General features: G+C 43.2%; 16 protein-coding genes. 9 read left to right on the forward strand and 7 right to left on the reverse strand.

Going from position 1 to position 16885, the window contains the following annotated elements:
- Window positions 1–38 precede the first annotated feature (38 nt).
- The 3 genes from mltG to U0035_RS05380 all read left to right on the forward strand — a co-directional run bounded on the left by mltG (window position 39) and on the right by U0035_RS05380 (window position 2872).
- Entirely contained in the window at window positions 39–1055 is a 1017-nt protein-coding gene (mltG, locus tag U0035_RS05370) for an endolytic transglycosylase MltG (protein ID WP_245957554.1), read from the forward strand.
- Window positions 1055–2017 carry a YihY/virulence factor BrkB family protein gene (locus tag U0035_RS05375; RefSeq protein ID WP_114789008.1) on the forward strand — a complete coding sequence of 321 codons (963 nt, stop codon included), beginning with the start codon at window positions 1055–1057 and terminating at the stop codon, window positions 2015–2017. Before mltG ends, U0035_RS05375 begins: the two co-directional genes overlap by 1 nt.
- Before the next feature lie 261 nt (window positions 2018–2278).
- Window positions 2279–2872, forward strand: coding sequence for a DUF4126 domain-containing protein (locus tag U0035_RS05380; RefSeq protein ID WP_114789009.1), 594 nt, complete (start codon window positions 2279–2281; stop codon window positions 2870–2872).
- Here U0035_RS05380 and mnmC2 read toward each other — a convergent pair.
- Entirely contained in the window at window positions 2869–3543 is a 675-nt protein-coding gene (mnmC2, locus tag U0035_RS05385) for a tRNA (5-methylaminomethyl-2-thiouridine)(34)-methyltransferase MnmC2 (protein ID WP_114789010.1), read from the reverse strand. The two genes, U0035_RS05380 and mnmC2, sit on opposite strands and share 4 nt — an antisense overlap.
- 206 nt (window positions 3544–3749) lie before the next feature.
- On the opposite strand from mnmC2, the gene U0035_RS05390 reads away from it, so the two are divergent.
- A complete protein-coding gene (locus U0035_RS05390) occupies window positions 3750–4901 on the forward strand; it encodes an aldose epimerase family protein (protein ID WP_114789011.1) in 1152 nt (383 codons plus the stop codon).
- Between the two features lie 42 nt (window positions 4902–4943).
- Here U0035_RS05390 and tilS read toward each other — a convergent pair whose 3' ends face one another.
- Window positions 4944–6311 (reverse strand): tRNA lysidine(34) synthetase TilS, encoded by a 1368-nt coding sequence (gene tilS, locus U0035_RS05395; RefSeq protein ID WP_114789012.1) that lies wholly within the window; start codon window positions 6309–6311, stop codon window positions 4944–4946.
- The gene (locus U0035_RS05400; protein WP_114789013.1) at window positions 6311–6622 is read right to left on the reverse strand and encodes a tetratricopeptide repeat protein; all 312 of its coding nucleotides are present in this window, start codon (window positions 6620–6622) and stop codon (window positions 6311–6313) included. The genes tilS and U0035_RS05400 overlap by 1 nt, the downstream gene beginning before the upstream one ends.
- A gap of 179 nt (window positions 6623–6801) precedes the next feature.
- On the opposite strand from U0035_RS05400, the gene U0035_RS05405 reads away from it, so the two are divergent.
- Both U0035_RS05405 and U0035_RS05410 read left to right on the forward strand, forming a co-directional pair.
- On the forward strand, window positions 6802–7545 hold the full coding sequence (locus U0035_RS05405; protein WP_114789014.1) for an electron transfer flavoprotein subunit beta/FixA family protein: 744 nt from the start codon (window positions 6802–6804) through the stop codon (window positions 7543–7545).
- Between the two features lie 48 nt (window positions 7546–7593).
- Entirely contained in the window at window positions 7594–8550 is a 957-nt protein-coding gene (locus tag U0035_RS05410) for an electron transfer flavoprotein subunit alpha/FixB family protein (RefSeq protein WP_114789015.1), read from the forward strand.
- 68 nt (window positions 8551–8618) lie between these two features.
- On the opposite strand, the gene U0035_RS05415 is transcribed toward U0035_RS05410, so the two are convergent.
- Complete coding sequence (locus U0035_RS05415) at window positions 8619–8900, reverse strand: hypothetical protein (RefSeq protein WP_114789016.1); 282 nt, start codon at window positions 8898–8900, stop codon at window positions 8619–8621.
- Between the two features lie 28 nt (window positions 8901–8928).
- Complete coding sequence (locus U0035_RS05420) at window positions 8929–9339, reverse strand: hypothetical protein (protein WP_114789017.1); 411 nt, start codon at window positions 9337–9339, stop codon at window positions 8929–8931.
- An 80-nt stretch (window positions 9340–9419) separates the two neighbouring features.
- On the opposite strand from U0035_RS05420, the gene U0035_RS05425 reads away from it, so the two are divergent.
- Window positions 9420–12305, forward strand: a complete 2886-nt coding sequence (locus U0035_RS05425) for a DEAD/DEAH box helicase (RefSeq protein WP_162817727.1) — start codon at window positions 9420–9422, stop codon at window positions 12303–12305.
- 9 nt (window positions 12306–12314) lie between these two features.
- Here the strand turns inward: U0035_RS05425 and U0035_RS05430 are convergent, their stop codons facing one another.
- Together U0035_RS05430 and U0035_RS05435 are read right to left on the reverse strand one after the other, a co-directional pair.
- The gene (locus tag U0035_RS05430) at window positions 12315–13676 is read right to left on the reverse strand and encodes a sensor histidine kinase (protein WP_114789019.1); all 1362 of its coding nucleotides are present in this window, start codon (window positions 13674–13676) and stop codon (window positions 12315–12317) included.
- Window positions 13673–14353, reverse strand: a complete 681-nt coding sequence (locus U0035_RS05435) for a response regulator transcription factor (RefSeq protein WP_114789020.1) — start codon at window positions 14351–14353, stop codon at window positions 13673–13675. The genes U0035_RS05430 and U0035_RS05435 overlap by 4 nt, the downstream gene beginning before the upstream one ends.
- Before the next feature lie 110 nt (window positions 14354–14463).
- Between U0035_RS05435 and U0035_RS05440 the strand changes: the two genes are divergently transcribed.
- Together U0035_RS05440 and U0035_RS05445 are read left to right on the forward strand one after the other, a co-directional pair.
- Entirely contained in the window at window positions 14464–15756 is a 1293-nt protein-coding gene (locus U0035_RS05440) for a TolC family protein (protein WP_211316319.1), read from the forward strand.
- A 42-nt stretch (window positions 15757–15798) separates the two neighbouring features.
- Complete coding sequence (locus tag U0035_RS05445; RefSeq protein ID WP_114789022.1) at window positions 15799–16878, forward strand: efflux RND transporter periplasmic adaptor subunit; 1080 nt, start codon at window positions 15799–15801, stop codon at window positions 16876–16878.
- Window positions 16879–16885: the final 7 nt, after the last annotated feature.

Genomic DNA, 16885 nt, shown 5'->3' on the forward strand with positions numbered 1-16885 from the left:
ATCCAACTCATACAGCTCTAATATTAATGAATAAACTCTTGAAAATAATCCTCGCGATCCTGCTATTGGCCGGCATCTTCGTTGCGTTTAAACTGTTGGGACCTGCGGCTCACCAACCGGAAGACGGATTTTTATATGTGAAGACGGGTACTACGATGGAACAGCTAAAACAACAGCTTGTTGAGGATGAAATTCTACCTGGTTTGACCTGGTTTAATATTACAGAAAAGTTTTTAAGCTTCGACCAGGTAAAACCCGGTAAATATAAAATCGAGGGCGGTATGAGTGTAGTAAGCCTGCTGCGGATGTTGCGTAACGGGAGTCAAACGCCGGTAAGCTTTGTTGTAACCAAACTACGCACCCGGGAACAACTGGCGGGAAAAATGGGGAAAGCATTTGAGTTCGATTCTACAGACGCCATCCGCTTCCTGAACAATAACGACTCATTGGCACCCTATGGCCTTGATACCAATACAGTAATGGGCGTTGTTCTTCCATTAACCTACGAAAATAGATGGAACACCACACCGGAGGCTGTTTTTAGCAAATTCAACGACGCTTATAAAAACTTCTGGACAGCCGAAAGAAAACAAAAAGCTGCCCAAAAGGGATTGACCATAACCCAGGTAACTACGCTTGCCTCCATTGTGGATGAAGAGACCAACGCATCAAAAGAGAAAGGTACTATAGCAAGTGTATACATGAACCGTATTGCCAAGGGAATGCCCCTACAGGCAGATCCAACGGTAAAGTTCGCACTTAAAGACTTTACTATTAAAAGAGTATTGTTTAAGCACCTGGCTACGCCGTCGCCGTTTAATACGTATCGCAATAAAGGACTTCCTCCCGGGCCGATATGTACCCCGCAGGAAGCCACGCTGGATGCTGTTTTAAACGCACCACAGACGGAATACATCTATTTTGTAGCCAGTCCGGCCTTTGACGGCACGCACGATTTTTCTACGAATTACGAGGACCATATGAAGCTGGCGAAAAAGTACCAGGAGGCATTGAACCAAAGGTTTGGAAAAATTAAGGACTCTACTGAAAAATAATGGGCGTAGGCAAAAAAATAAAAGAGAAAGTGGAAGACTCGGGAGTCTGGCGGCAAATGGTGGCGCGAAGCCGCTCTGAAAACCTGCCGGGCTTCAGAAGCGTGTCTCTTTTCAATACCGTAAAAAAGTTTAAAGAGCATGTGGTTTGGGATGACCTGATTGAGAGGGCGTCGGCTATTTCTTTTAACTCGGCAATGGCATTGCCGCCCCTTTTGCTTTTCCTTTGCACCTTGATACCAATTATTGCACGTTTTACGTTTGTTATACAGCTCGACCTCGATGAGCAGTTATATGATTTGATCAGGGATGTAATTCCCGCAAGTAATAACAACGAACCGATTGTTGCTTTCGTACACGGTATTATCAATGAACCGAGAAACGGGCTTTTGATATTCAGTATTTTTCTTTCTATCTTTTTTTCATCCAATGCGATGATGGGCGTCATGCGCTCTTTCGATAAGGATTACACCGGCTTCACCAAGCGAAAGGGAATCAGGAAAAGATTAACGGCTATACGAATAACGCTGGTGTTAGTTTTTCTTTTTATCCTATGCCTGGCCCTACTCATCGCACAGCAGTCTGTATTGGAATGGCTGGGTATTGAAAACGAGTGGTTAGCCGCTGCTTTAGGGAAAGTACGGTGGGTGCTTATTATCCTCCTGCTGTTTTTCATTATTTCATATATCTACCGACACGCGCCGTCAGTCCATAAGAAATGGAAAATTCTCACGCCAGGGTCTATTATCGCAACCTGCCTTGTGATAGTTTGCTCTTTAGCTTTCTCATGGTATGTAAGCAAATTCGGCACTTATAATAAATTATACGGCTCCATAGGAACGATTATCGTTTTACTGGCCCTGATGTTCTTAAACTCATTGATCCTTTTAATTGGATTTGAAATCAATGCCAGTATTTACGCATTGGCTAAAACCCGTGAAGACAAAGAAGCTCTGAAAGATTAGATCTTCACTTTACCGTTTCGTATATCAACACTCTTTTGTCATACCTCATCCGGCATTCGCCGGAAATTAACTGACATAAGCCAAACCCGCTCCAACCTATCCGGCATCAACCACCTGTCATCCAGCATCCAGCATCTAGCCTCTATCATCTATAATCTACCATCCAGCATCTATCCTCACGTATCCACGAACAGCCACTTATCCTATCCACCATTTGATTAACTTTATGCCAGGGTTTCATCCCGGTTAAACAAACAAACTATGAATTTTGAGATCCAGGCAATTGCTGCCACTGCTTTGGGAATTGCATTGGCCGCCTGCTGTGGCTTCCGGGTTTTTCTCCCCATGCTGGTAGCCGGCTTAGTAAGCAGATTTCAGTTGTTTCATTTTTCAGAGAGCTTTCAATGGCTTGCGACCACTCCCGCGCTGATTTGCCTGGGCGCGGCAACCGTACTTGAAATTTCAGCTTATTATGTTCCGTTTATTGACAACCTTTTAGATACTATTGCAGCCCCGGCAGCGGCTATTGCGGGCACTTTACTGGCAACCTCGGTGATACCTGTCGATAATGAATGGATGAAATGGATTATTGGCATTGTAGCAGGCGGCGGTGGTGCAGGACTGGTTTCTTCCGGTACCGGCCTGCTGAGATTATTAAGCAGTAAAACCACCCTGGGCACAGGTAATGCTGTTGTAGCAACCGGGGAAAATACTGCTGCCTTAGGTGGAGCCTTGCTGAGCTTTCTCATACCAATTGTAATGGCAGTACTCTTTTTGCTGTTTTTTATATGGATCGTTAAGAAAATAGTTAACCGGTTTCGTAAGCCTCCCCTTAAACACAACCCCGACTACTAGGATTTTATGGCCCGCACTATTTCTCTTTTACCCGGCGGGCCGGGTATTTTCTCTACCATAAATCCTGCTGACACCAGAGCCCTGCGTACAACACTTTTAGAGCAATAAGTAACCAGCACACCGCGGGATTCGAGTGCATCAAACATTTTTTTACAGATCGGTTCAGTCCACATTTCTTCCTGATCCTCGGGGGCAAAAGCATCGAAATAAATAATATGCTGCGGTTCTGTAAAAGTATATTGCTCCAGCCCTACCCTGATCTTTTGAAGCTTAAAGAAAGGATTGACGTATATTAGTTGCTCCCATCCTGTTTGCATAACAGCCCTGTACAGTTCAATCTCATCCAGTATTTGAGGATAATTAAGCAGGTTAAAGATATCGCCGCCCAAAGGATAGAGGTCTACCGCTTTATACACCACCTGTTTGTTCTTTTTGCGCGCGGCTTTAGCTGTCAGTAAAGCGTTGAGTCCCGTCCCAAGCCCCACTTCGAATATTTTCACCACTTTTTCCGTGGGATTTTCCCGGGCAAAATAATCAAAGCCACTTTGTATAAAAACATGCAAGGACTCCTGTATAGCCCCTTTTTTCGAATGAAAGGTTATATCGGTATCAACCAGCTTCAGGGTATGACTACCATCTGCTGTTTCAACTATTTCATATTTTCTAATCATTTGCTCTTCTTTGATTATTTGAATATATTGCGTTTCTTTTGAAATAACTCCATTTCAAAAAAAGCACAAATGATTAGATTGTTTTCAAATGAATAATTTAAACCCGATTGTATAATTAAAAACCACTGGGTAAACGAGGCCTTCCGTTTGAAGTAAAAAAGATTGCAGGTCATGCGTACCCGGACTATTAAAAACAAAACTTTATAATGAAAAAGTACTTTATTCTTTTCGCAGCTACTGCCTCAGTTGCTGTTTTTTCATGTAATAGCGAGCCTAAAAATGAGCCCGGTGCAGGAAGCGAAGCTACAGCCGACAGCAGCAAGGTGAAACTTGCTGACAATGATGCATTCAATGACACCCTGAACGGCAAAATGGTGAGCATCTTTTACCTGAGAAACAACGGTATTGAGGCATCGGTTACCAATTATGGCGGACGGGTGGTGAACCTGTTTGTTCCCGATAAGGACAACAATATGGTGGACGTGGTAATAGGCCCGGGTAACTATAAAGATATGTATGAAACCAAGGATTATTTTGGCGCTACTATCGGCCGCTATGGAAATCGCATTGGCAAAGGGAAATTTAAACTGGATGGTGTAGAATATATATTGCCCCAGAATAATGGAGCCAACACATTGCACGGCGGTCCTGATGGCTTTCATAATGTAGTGTTCGATCCAAAACAATTAAGTGACAGCTCGCTTCAGTTAACCTATTTATCAAAAGATGGAGAAATGGGTTTTCCCGGCAACCTGAATGTAAAAGTGGTATATACTTTAACTGCCAATAAAGAAGTGAAAATCGAGTATGAAGCAACAACAGATAAAACAACAGTTTGTAACCTTACCAACCATACTTATTTTAACCTGAACGGCGCCGGAACTATCAACAACCACGTACTGCAGGTAAATGCGGACGAGTATACGCCTGTTGATTCTACTTTGATACCGTTTGGTAAAAATGAAACGGTAAAAGGCACACCTTTCGATTTCACTGCACCTACTGCAATTGGCGCGAGGGTAGATGAAAAGAACACGCAACTGGAATACGGTAAAGGATACGATCATAATTTTGTGATCAAAGGAACCGGCTTTAGAAAAGCGGCTGAGATCAAAGGCGACCAAAGCGGTATTTTAATGGAAGTATGGTCTGAAGAGCCCGGGCTGCAGTTTTATGGCGGTAACTTTATGAAGAGTGAAAAGCCGATGAAAAATGGTACAAAGGATGATTACCGTACCGCATTTTGCCTGGAAACCCAGCACTATCCTGATTCGCCTAATATTCCTTCTTTCCCAACCACCACTTTAAAACCCGGAGCCGTTTACAAAACTTATACAATTTACAGGTTTAGTAAATAACTGAATCATCTAAAAATCTGATCAATCAAAAAAGCCCATGGTTTAATCCATGGGCTTTTTTGATTGGCTTCGCCATTCTATCTTGAGAACAGATTTCGTTTTATCGGTCATTTTAAACCGGTCATCGATCCGGTAGCCCACCACCCATACAATTTTACGGTTCATCTCAAGCACCCATACCTTCTCTTTATCGGCCAGCGACAGCTTTTGATCAACAAAAAATTTCGCCAGCTTCTTTTTCCCCTTCATACCTAACGGATAAAAATAATCTCCGGCCCTCCAAGGTCTCAATAACAATGGATATTGTATCAGCGCTTCGTCAAGCAAGGCCACATGCACTTCCTTTCCGGGTGTCGCCACACTTGTTTTGGTCAGCGTTATTGCGCCCTTTGCAAACTCCCAGGTACCCGTTCCCTTTTCTATAACAACTGCGGTATCGGCAACATTTTCTAATGGAGATATGATCAGGTGTTTCCGGTCTTTTAAAATACGATGCGATGGAGCCAATGTATATCTCCCCGACTCACTACCGAGCAGCTGTATCACTTCGTTTAATTGAGTTGCCTTAAAACCATAGGGCTTGATCAGCTCCAGCAATACCGTTTTCATTGCCGGCGTTTTTTGCAGCAACAATACGGGCAAATGTATCTGTTCGCCCCTGGTTATTAACAGTTTTTTAGAAAGTCGCTTTATCTCCTGCCGATAAAGAATAGCTACGTCGTTAAAGCGGCCAATATTATCCAACAGGTTGTCCTGAACTTCGGGGTAAGTTTTGGCAACCAGGGGCAATACGGTGTTTCTGAAATAATTACGCGTATAATCATCGTGTAAGTTAGACTCATCCTGTACAAATGATAACCCATGCCATTTCAGATAAGACTCCAGCTCATGTCTTTTAGCAAATAATAAGGGTCTGCGTACCTGCTGATGAACCGGCTGGATGCCGGTAAGTCCGTTGATGCCCGTACCCCGGAAAAAGTTCATCAACACCGTTTCAATGTTATCATCGGCATGATGAGCCGTCAGAATAAAATCATATTCGTGCTCAACACACACCTGCTCAAACCATTGATACCTGAGATTGCGGGCGGCTACCTGAGTAGATAGCTTTTGTTCTTCCGAATACTGTTGGGTAGCAAATTTTACTACGTGAAAAGGCACGTTCAATTGTTTACTCCATTCGCGCACAAATGCCTCATCCCGGTTGCTATCTTCCCCTCTCAGCGTAAAATTACAATGAGCAATACCAAAGTCAAAACCGGCTTCTTTACACAAGTGACACAATACCACCGAGTCCACTCCCCCACTAACCGCTACCAATAGCCGGTGTTTTTGGGTAAACAGGTGATGACGGCTAATAAACGCTGTAAACCGATCGTTTAAGTTCCGACTTGCTTTATTTTCTTGCATCAGTAAATAAGGTATTCGTAAGCACTTTTCAATTCACCGTAGGCATGTTGCTCGCCTAACTCTTTGGCAATGTCCATTCCACGCTCATACACCTTGATCGCTTCATCATCCTGGCCCAGCCTTTCAAACAATTTGGCCAGGTGGTAATAGCTGCCCACATAATAAGGATTATCTGCCAGCAATTTTTCAAAAACACTTTTAGCGTCAGGGTCATTCCCGCTTTTTACATACTCCAAAGCCAGGGCATGCTGCAAAAAACTATCGGATGGATTCTCCTTTAATAATTCGGTTATCTGTTCAATTCTGGACATGTTAATTTTTTATACGAATCTTTTTTTTATACCAATATCCTTTTATCTTTGTTTTAGTTGCATAAACAACCTTTTTGCTTTATTTGTCATATGAAACCAGGTCGTTATATTGCGCAGCAACAGGCCATTGAAGCAACCAGGTTCCGATCAATACTATTTATAAACCTAAATATCAACAGATGAAAATACTAGTATGTATCAGTAAAACGCCTGATACCACAGCAAAAATAGCTTTCACAGATAACAACACGAAATTTGATACGGGCAGTGTACAGTGGATCATCAATCCAAACGATGAATATTACGCTTTGGTTCGCGCTATTGAACTGAAAGAAGCAGATGCGTCAACTGTTATTCACCTGGTTACGGTAGGTGCGCCTGATGCCGATGCTATCATACGTAAAGCCCTGGCTTTGGGAGGCGATGAAGCCATACGGGTGAATACCGAAAGCCAGGACAGCTTCACCATTGCCTCGCAAATAGCTGAGGTCGCTAAACAGGGTAGTTATGACCTGGTTTTCCTGGGTAAAGAAACCATAGATTACAATGGAAGTTGTGTAGGCGGCATGGTAGCGGAACTACTCGATCTCCCGTATATTTCCCTGGCAACTAAATTTGAGCTTAACGGAACTACAGCTACGGTTACCCGTGAAATTGAAGGCGGTGAAGAGATTTGCGAAGTAAGCTTACCGGTAGTGGTGAGTTGTAATAAGGGTATGGCGGAGCAGCGTATTCCCAATATGAGAGGTATTATGGCGGCCAGAACCAAACCGTTGAAAGTAGTAGAGCCTGTTGCTACAGAAGCATTAACCAGCATCGCTGAATTTAGTCTTCCCCCGGCAAAAGCGGGTGTCAAGCTGGTAGATGCCGATAATGTGGCAGAACTGGTAAGACTTCTGAGAGAAGAAGCTAAAGTGATTTAAAGTTCAGCATCGCAGTAACTCAATTATCTAACTTCAAATTTTTACTTTATGGTTTTAATATTTATCGATATAGCTGAAGACGGCAACGTAAAAAAATCATCATTGGAAGCGCTTACTTATGGGGCACAGCTGGCAAAACAGCTAGGCGTGGAAGCGCAGGGTGTGGTATTGGCACCGGCCACGGAAGACTTAAGCGCGCTAGGGAAATACGGTGTAAGCAAGATCCACCAGGTAAAGAATGATTCTTTAAAGTACTTCGATGCACAGGTATATGCAAAAGTGCTTGCCCAGGCAGTGGAACAATCCGGTGCAACGGTTGTGGTATTTTCAAACAACACCGACGGTAAAGCAGTAGCGCCTCGTCTTTCAGCCCGCTTAAAAGCGGGGCTCGTTGCGGGAGCTGTCGCACTTCCTGAGACGTCTAACGGCTTTGCAGTTAAAAAAAGTGTATTTTCAGGCAAGGCTTTCGCCAATGTAAATATCACCACTCCTGTTAAGATCATTTCATTAAATCCCAATGCTTTTAAAATAGAAGAAGGAACCGGGACTGCGGAAGTGGTTGAATTAAATGCTACTGTAGATGCTCCCAAAGTGAAAGTAACTGCTGTTAAAAAACAGAGCGGTGAAGTTCCTTTAGCCGAAGCGGAAATTGTGGTGAGTGGTGGCCGCGGTTTAAAAGGCCCTGAGAACTGGGGCATATTAGAAGACCTGGCCAGAGAACTGCATGCCGGACTGGCCTGTAGCCGCCCTGTAGCGGATGCACACTGGCGGCCTCATAATGAGCATGTGGGTCAAACCGGTGGCGCTATTGCTCCCAACCTGTATATAGCAGTAGGTATTTCCGGCGCCATTCAGCACCTGGCGGGCGTTAACCGCAGCAAAGTGATTGTGGTGATCAATAAAGACGCCGAAGCACCTTTCTTTAAAGCTGCGGACTATGGCATTGTTGGTGATCTGTTTGAAGTGCTGCCTAAGTTTACTGAAGCGGTGAAACAATTAAAATAATTTTTGTAATAATTAATAAACGAAGGCCACGATTTAAATCGTGGCCTTCGTTGTCGTTTGATCAGGGCTTATACCACTTGCCAATGCTCCACAAAAAACAATAACCAGATAAAGGTGAGAAACAACCCAATCAGATTTAAAATCAGGATGGAAGGACTCTGCATAAATTGCCGGGCAAAAGAAAATACACTGACAACTGAAAATATACTCACGCAGATGCAAACCAAAAGTACTGCCATGTACTTCCCGCTATTACCGGTACTCAATACCCTGGTCAAAACAGGTATGTAATACACCATGTTAAAAAATACGATGAGCAGTGAACTCATCCAGTTAATATATTTTATCATATTGAGGGCTTTTTAGAGGGTGTGAAAGTTAACGCTGCAGCGCCTTATAAACGGCGCGGGTAACAAGGGCACCTACCAGGTAATAAGAAACAGTCAATAGCTTCCTTTGAGGTGTGGCCGCCACAGGTTCATCATTCAATCCCAAATGCTGTGGAAGTTTTACCGCACCGATGCCTGCCAAAGCGCCGGATATTACGGGGCTTGTTGTGGCAGTTACTCCGTAATAGAGGGCATTGGACACGATGTCAGAAGACAGGGTTGCCCAATAAAGTGACCGAGGATTGTCTACTGTCAGGTTAAAAGGCCGGAGTGATTTCTGAAGCGCTTCCTCTCCTAACTCGTTGATTCTCGGAGCCCCGGCGAAACGGTTCCTGACGGCTTCATGCAAAATATTTAGTACTAATGCGCCTGCGAGACCAGCTACTATTTTTTTATACATAGGATAAGTTTTATTTTTTTATACAAGAATTAAACCAATGGCTGTTTTTAGTTCGCCCGCTTTAACCTCAAATCTTATATTTGCGCGCCAGAAAGACGAATATGGCTATAGCGAATACAAAGACCTACTTACTATTTCAACCTGCATTGTTGTTCTCGAAAAAGAGTGTAATAGCAATAAAGCAGTTGATTAAAACCCCTGACGGTATTACCACGGGCGAACAGCCTTTAACCCGGGCACATATCAAGGCGCTTTTTAAAAGTTTCAGCGACGAGACCATTAAAGCATTAATGGCATTTAATACAGTTGACCTGGAGAAAATATCTATCGCGCTTTATCAGCAAACCAGCTATATAGTTAATAAGGAAGAACAAAAAGCTGCGGTACAGACCGCGTATGTTCGCCATATACAATCCATTACCGGAGCACTGAGAAGGCAACCTGTTCAGGACTGGTACCACCCCGTAATATCCGGTGATAAAAGAGTACAAAACATCAAATGCAGCTTCTATCATTATCCTGTAGAGGTAAGCTTTTATGCCGACAAAAAGAATACACATTATACTATTGATGCTTTTATTGAGATTGGGAAAGAAAGATTTCCGCTCAGTGATTTTCACCGGCATCATTTTTTGCTGGAGCGCGGTCACTGCTACTACCAGGTTTCCCCAAAGAGCTATGAGGCGCTTGAATGGATCTGCGCACAGGATGCTGCCCAATGGATCGTTGAACAAACCGATCAATTTGAAGCCGTGCTGCTGAAACTGGCGCAATGGGACGTGAAAATAGAAAAAGGAGATCTGGCCGAAGCTGAAATGATCGTTACCGAGCCTCAATCGCAGGTAATGGTAAGCGAGTTGAGCAATACTTTTTTAAAATTGGAGCCCCAGTTTGTATATGATGGTTTTACTATCGAGGGGCCGTTTGAACCGGTTACAAAAGTAGATACGCCTAAAAAAACAGTACTTGTACAACGCAATAAAGAAAAAGAAGAAGAACTGGTACACTTCCTCCAATCTCTTCATGAAAAATTTTCCAGCCAGCATAACGGTTTTTTCTACCTGAGTTTTTCGGAAGCACAAAAGAAAGGATGGTTTTTAAAAACTTATCACCTGTTACTGGATAAAAATATAGACCTGTTAGGCATCGATTTATTAAAGCATTTCCGGTATTCGCCTCATAAAGCCGTCACTACCATTCATCAGCAAAGCTGGGAGGGTGATTTTGCGTGTATTGAGATCAGTGTAAAATTCGGTAAAGAAGAAGTTTCCTTAACCACCCTGCAGAAGTCGCTCCTCAATAACCAAAAAGCCATTATGCTTAAGGATGGCAGCCTGGGAGTTTTAGGCGATGAGTGGTTACAACAATACGGGCTTTTATTTCGCCATGGAAAAGTTAGAAAAAATGAACTGGTTGTAGCCCGCTGGTTAACCTTAAGCGAGGGTACTGATAACGAAAATGATGGTGGCCTCATTAATACGGGAATCACTGCCGAGTGGTTTTCCCGCTGGAAACGCTGGGAAAAGCAAGAAGAAGAATTATATACTTTGCCGGCCGGCTTACAGGTGGAGGCGCTCCGTCCCTACCAGCGCACCGGTTATGAGTGGCTCAGGCTACTGTCTGAAATAGGCGCGAGTGGCTGCCTGGCCGACGATATGGGATTGGGTAAAACGCTTCAAACGATTAGCTTTCTGTTGTATAAAATAGAAGTAAATCCGCAAGGCAAACAGCTGGTAATTACTCCGGCGAGCCTGCTCTATAACTGGTTAAAAGAATTAGAAAAGTTTGGTCCGGATGTAAAAGCTGCGGTGCTACATGGCTCTAAAAGAGACAAGGCGGTATTGAACGACGACGAAAACAGGATCATTATTACCAGTTATGGCACAATGCGGCAAGACCTCTCACTACTGGAAAACATTGCATGGGAAACGATTGTTTTGGATGAAAGTCATCATATTAAAAATGCAGCTACACAAACAACGCGGGCCGTATGGCAGCTTACCGCAAAGACCAGGATAGCACTAAGTGGTACACCGATCATGAATAGCACCAGCGATCTGCATAGCCAGGTGCACTTCCTAATGCCAGGTTTGTTAGGCACCGCGGAATTCTTTAAAAAAGAATACGCCATACCTATTGAGCAGCAAGCCAACGAGGAAAAAGCCGCTGCTTTACAAAAGCTGATCCGCCCCTTCATTTTACGGCGAACCAAAGAACAGGTGGCGCAGGATCTTCCTGAAAAAACGGAGTCAATACTCTGGTGTGAAATGGACTCGGAGCAGCGTGCAGCCTATGAAACGATCAAAGAAAATATACGCACCAATATATTCACAGAAATAGAAAGCAATGGCTTAAATAAAGGTAAAATGAGTGTATTGGCGGGGTTAACCAAATTAAGGCAGCTTTGCAATAGTGCCGAACTGGTTACCGGCGAAGACCTGTTTACCTATGATAGTGTAAAGACCAAAGTATTGATTAACGAGCTAAAGTGTATCATTCCCCAGCATCGTGCCCTTGTTTTTAGCCAGTTCACGTCCATGCTGGATTTATTGGAACGCGATTTAAACACAGCAGGCATTTCTACCCTTCGGATAGATGGTCAAACCCAGGCCCAGAAAAGACAGGAACTGGTCAACGAGTTTCAATCAGATAATAGTAAGGCGGAAGTATTCCTGATTAGCTTAAAAGCAGGGAACACCGGCTTAACGCTTACCAAAGCCGATTACGTATTCTTATTCGATCCATGGTGGAATGCGGCTGTAGAAAGCCAGGCTATAGACCGTACGCATCGTATCGGCCAGCAGCAGCATGTATTTGCTTATCGTATGATCTGCAGGGATAGTATTGAGGAGAAAATCATCAAACTGGCGGGTGGCAAAAGAAAGCTTGCCGAAGACCTTATTACTACGGAAGAAAGCCTGATGAAAAGTCTTTCCATTGAAGATATACAATACTTATTTGAATAAAGTAGCGTTTTAGCTCCTGAAAGAAACTATGAAGCTATTTTCTTCGTCCTGGTTACTATAGCTTACCTCGGCATCATTGGCGGCGAGTATTTTTTGCGTCAACACCAGGCCCAGCCCATAACCCGTTTGCCCCCTGCTGTTCTCCCCTCTGAAAAAATGTTGAAATAACATCTTTTGCTCCTCTTCTGTAATAGTTGCGCCTTTATTACTGATGTATATCTTCAAAACGCCCGTTTGTGCTGCATCCATTTCAATACTACCCTTATTTTCAGAACTGTAAATAATGCAGTTGGACAGCAGGTTTTGAAAAGCCTGTTTCACTAAGAGTGGGTTAACGGATACTTCCATTCGTTTTTCATCAAACTCCTGTGGGGTATACTTGATATGGAAATTAAAATCAGGATAAATAATATTGAGCTCATCAATAATATCATAGATCATTTCGTCGATACGGGTAGTATACTTTTTCAGCTCCTGGCCGGCCTCTACTTTCGAGATCTCGAGTAATACAGTGATGATATTGCCCAGCGACTGCGCTTTTACTACCTGGCGATCCAGCTCCTGCTTTATTCCCGTGCGGTCCGCAGCCCTACTGATCCGTTCCAATTCGGACACTAAAACGGCAAGCGGTGTTTTTAACTGGTGTGAAATATGATCGATGGTACGCTTTTGAAAAAGAAACGCTTCATTAGTTCGCCTGACTAATTCATTAAACCGCTCAGTAAGATGCTCGATTTCATAAGTATTGGTCTTTATAGAGAGCGGCTCATTATTGCTGCTGAAATCGTACCGCTGTATATTATCAGCCAATAAAGCTATGGGTTTGGAGATTTTACCGGATATATACAATGACACCAGGACAACCAGGAGGCTGAAGGCTATGAACAGTGCAATCAGCACGTTTCTCAGGTAAGAGAGCTTGTCATAGCCAAATGCATCATAGGCTTTAATAATCGCATAATAAACCTGGTGATTGCTTTCGATATAAGCGCCCAGAACATCATAGTGCTTTTCATCTGCAAAAACAGACTGCTGAGCAGGTGACAGATCCAAAAGAACAGACCGGGCGGAATAAATCTCCAGGCTGTCAAGACTTGAAAAAATCAGATCCTTTTCCTTATCATATACCAGCAATTTTTCATCGAAAAAATCATTAATATCCTGTTCATCCAAAATAGATGATATCTCTGCACTTTGCTCCCGGTATTTCTGGATCAACTGAACCGTATAGCGGATCTTATTTTCCTGCTGCTTTCTAAAGGACTGTTCGCGGTAGGAATAGAATAATATATAGATCAGCAGGAAGGTAATAGCAGTAATACCTATGATGGTAGAGCAAACATAAATCAGTATCCTTTTTTTGATTCTCATGACATATCCCAGTAATAACCGTACCCCACTTTTGTTTTGATAGACTTTTGTCCGAAAGGCTTGTCGATCTTATTCCTTAAGAAATTAATATACACTTCGATTGTATTGGTATTGTAATCTACATTGCCGCCCCATATTTCTTTCATCAACTCTGCCTTGGACACTACCCTGTCTTTATTGTCGATCAGCATGTACAGTATCTGGTACTCCCTCGGCGTCAGCATTATCTCCTGCTGCCCGCGATAAACTTTCTTCTGATCATCATTAATCACCACATCACCAGCTGCCAGATTAGACGAGACTTCTTCCTGCAATTGCCTGGACCTTTTAACCAGGTTTTGTATCCTTAGATATAACTCCCGCATATAAAAGGGCTTGGTGAGGTAATCATCGGCGCCTGCGTCAAACCCCGTTACCTTGTCCTCTAATTCAGCAAAAGCAGTCAGCATAATCACTGGTGTGCTTTTATTAAATTGCCGGTAAGCCTTACATAGCTCAAAGCCATTTTTACCCGGGAGATTGACGTCCATAATCACGCAATCGAATGCCTCTTTTCGCAGTAAGCGCTCAGCAAGCATTCCATCATATACAACTTTTACATGGGCCTGCTCTGCTCTCAGCGCTTCCGTTATATTTTGCGCCAAAGTATGGTCATCTTCAATCAATAACAGGTTCATACTGTAAAGGTATTACATCTCCGGCGAAGCTTCTCATGAGCACCCGGTTTAAGGACAATTTTATCGGCTTTAAGCCTTTCTTAAGGTGTTTCATCCCAGCTTTGCCCATCATGAAACGGACTCTTTTATTGAGCACAATGCTTCTTGCCTGCTGGTGGGACGCCGCAGCACAGGACACGCTGCATTTATCGCGCAGCCAATGCGAGGCAATTTTCCTAAAGGAAAATTTATCATTGCTGGCTGAACAACTTAATATCCCGATGGCAGAAGCCGAAGTAAAACAGGCTTCTTTATGGCCTAATCCCCAATTCACCCTCGACGAAATCAATCTCTGGGCAACGCGTCATCAAACAGGCGGACAGGAAGTATCTCCGCCGATTATAGGCAATTGGGGGCGTAACCAACAATATGCCATATCTATAGAACAGTTGCTCTACACCGCGGGCAAACGAAAAAAGTTAATGGCATTGCAAAGTGTTGGCGTTGAAAAGGCACAACAATTTTTTAATGAACTATTACGAAATCTAAAACTGGAATTGCGCCGCCAGATAACGGAACTGCAATATCTGCAGTTGTCGGAGCATGCTTTTCAAACACAGCTACAATCGGTAAACGACCTGCTGGGCGCCTACGAACGTCAACTCGAAAAAGGAAATATAGCGGCAACCGAGGTTACCCGATTACAAAGCAAACAATTTGAGCTCCAAAAATCACTACACGAGCTGAAACAGCAAAATAATGAAACGCAAAAAGAACTGAAACAACTGTTGCATTTGCCACCTCAGACCTTTCTGCAATTAAGCAGCGATCAGTTTGAGCGGGCCATTACTAACAATAGCATTCCCACTTACCAAACCCTGGTAACTGAAGCATCAACCCACCGCCCTGATTATAAGTTAGCATTACTGGAAAAAAGGTATTCAGAAAAAGCTTATTCCTACGAAAAAGCTTTACGCACACCAGATGTAACTATTAAAGGCAGTTACGACCGGAACGGAAGTACGATGCTGAATTTTGTTGGCTTCGGGGCATCAATAGACCTCCCCTTCTTTAATAAAAATCAGGGTAATATCCAAAAGGCGAAGCTAGGCATTCAGCAGGCAAAAACTTTGTCTCAGCAGTCCCTGCACCAGATGGAGACAGAAGTAGCTGCCAGCTATAAGTCCCTACTGAATGCCTATACTTTTCATATAAATATTGACGCTGCTTATCTCCAAAAACTGGATCAATCTCTCGAAGCCTATACCCGTAACTTTTTATCTCGAAATATTAATATGTTAGAGTACCTGGATTTCCTGGAATCATATCAACAGAACAAACTCTCCATTCTTGGCGCCTCCCGTGATTTGAATAATGCAGTGGAAGAGGTCAACTATGTATCGGGCACTGAGCTGATGCCCTGATTTAAAACTATATGCTCCTAATTGATCCCATCAATATACAATATGAAAAGAATATTTACGATCGGAATAACCATCGCTCTGCTTGCAGGTTGCAGAGAAAAAAAAGCAGTGCCTGTTGAACAACAATTCTGCCTTGACAAAGAGCTTAAGTCGAAAATCAGTATTGAAGAAGCCAAAGCTGAACCTGTTGCCACCGGTGTTCATTTAATGGGTAGTGTGGAAGCCAATGCCGACAAGCAGGTCACCTATTCCAGTTTAACCAATGGTGTAGTCAACAATGTATTTTTTTCTTTGGGCGATAAAGTGCAGAAAGGGCAGGTATTGGCTGAAGTAAAAAGTGTTGAGTTAAACAGCTTACAATCAGAATCAGGCAATATCCTTCAACAGATCAGGATCGCAGAAAGAAAACTGGAAACTTTAAAAGACCTGTATGCCGACGGCATGTCATCAGGCAGGGAATTACAGGAAGCACAAAGCGAGTTAGAGATACTTAAATCAGAGCAAAGAAGAACCGGCGCCAATATGAGCCTTTATAATGCCAGTACGTCAAAAGGTGTTTTCCAGGTCAAAGCTCCTTCAAGCGGTGTTATTACTTCGAAGAATATTGCGCCTGGTACCCAACTCAATTCTGAAAGTGAATCGCTTTTCACCGTTTCTAACCTGGATGAAGTGTGGGTAATGGCTAACATCTATACCAGCAACATAGCAGAGATAAAGGAAGGCATGCCGGTAGAGATCACCACACTTTCTTACCCGGGCCAAACCTTCCGCGGAAAAGTATCGGTACTCTCACAGGTAATGGATAATGACTCGAAAGTATTGCAGGCGCGTATCGTAATGCCCAATAAGGATCTATTGCTAAAACCAGGGATGATGGTCGACATCACGGCATTAAAAAACGAAACAACCATGCAGGTATGCCTGCCTGAAGCATCCCTGGTGTTTGACAACAACGAATACTATGTGCTGATTTATAAGGAGGATTGCAGCATAGAAGTGCGTAAAATAAAGACAGGTAGCCGGAATCATAATAAGATCTACATACCGGAAGGCATCGTGCCCGGAGAAAAAATCATCACCCGAAATCACCTGCTTATCTACCAGGCGCTTCAATCATTTTAATACTGTA

Source organism: Niabella yanshanensis (assembly GCF_034424215.1).
In the GTDB taxonomy this organism is placed as follows: Bacteria; Bacteroidota; Bacteroidia; order Chitinophagales; family Chitinophagaceae; genus Niabella; species Niabella yanshanensis.

Bases quoted from the DNA above. Each gene is read 5' to 3' on its own strand.
- U0035_RS05375 (WP_114789008.1), top strand. From the start codon at position 1,055: ATGGGCGTAGGCAAAAAAATAAAAGAGAAAGTGGAAGACTCGGGAGTC.
- U0035_RS05380 (WP_114789009.1), top strand. From the start codon at position 2,279: ATGAATTTTGAGATCCAGGCAATTGCTGCCACTGCTTTGGGAATTGCA.
- mnmC2 (WP_114789010.1), bottom strand. From the start codon at position 3,543: ATGATTAGAAAATATGAAATAGTTGAAACAGCAGATGGTAGTCATACC.
- U0035_RS05390 (WP_114789011.1), top strand. From the start codon at position 3,750: ATGAAAAAGTACTTTATTCTTTTCGCAGCTACTGCCTCAGTTGCTGTT.
- tilS (WP_114789012.1), bottom strand. From the start codon at position 6,311: ATGCAAGAAAATAAAGCAAGTCGGAACTTAAACGATCGGTTTACAGCG.
- U0035_RS05400 (WP_114789013.1), bottom strand. From the start codon at position 6,622: ATGTCCAGAATTGAACAGATAACCGAATTATTAAAGGAGAATCCATCC.
- U0035_RS05405 (WP_114789014.1), top strand. From the start codon at position 6,802: ATGAAAATACTAGTATGTATCAGTAAAACGCCTGATACCACAGCAAAA.
- U0035_RS05410 (WP_114789015.1), top strand. From the start codon at position 7,594: ATGGTTTTAATATTTATCGATATAGCTGAAGACGGCAACGTAAAAAAA.
- U0035_RS05415 (WP_114789016.1), bottom strand. From the start codon at position 8,900: ATGATAAAATATATTAACTGGATGAGTTCACTGCTCATCGTATTTTTT.
- U0035_RS05420 (WP_114789017.1), bottom strand. From the start codon at position 9,339: ATGTATAAAAAAATAGTAGCTGGTCTCGCAGGCGCATTAGTACTAAAT.
- U0035_RS05430 (WP_114789019.1), bottom strand. From the start codon at position 13,676: ATGAGAATCAAAAAAAGGATACTGATTTATGTTTGCTCTACCATCATA.
- U0035_RS05435 (WP_114789020.1), bottom strand. From the start codon at position 14,353: ATGAACCTGTTATTGATTGAAGATGACCATACTTTGGCGCAAAATATA.
- U0035_RS05440 (WP_211316319.1), top strand. From the start codon at position 14,464: ATGAAACGGACTCTTTTATTGAGCACAATGCTTCTTGCCTGCTGGTGG.
- U0035_RS05445 (WP_114789022.1), top strand. From the start codon at position 15,799: ATGAAAAGAATATTTACGATCGGAATAACCATCGCTCTGCTTGCAGGT.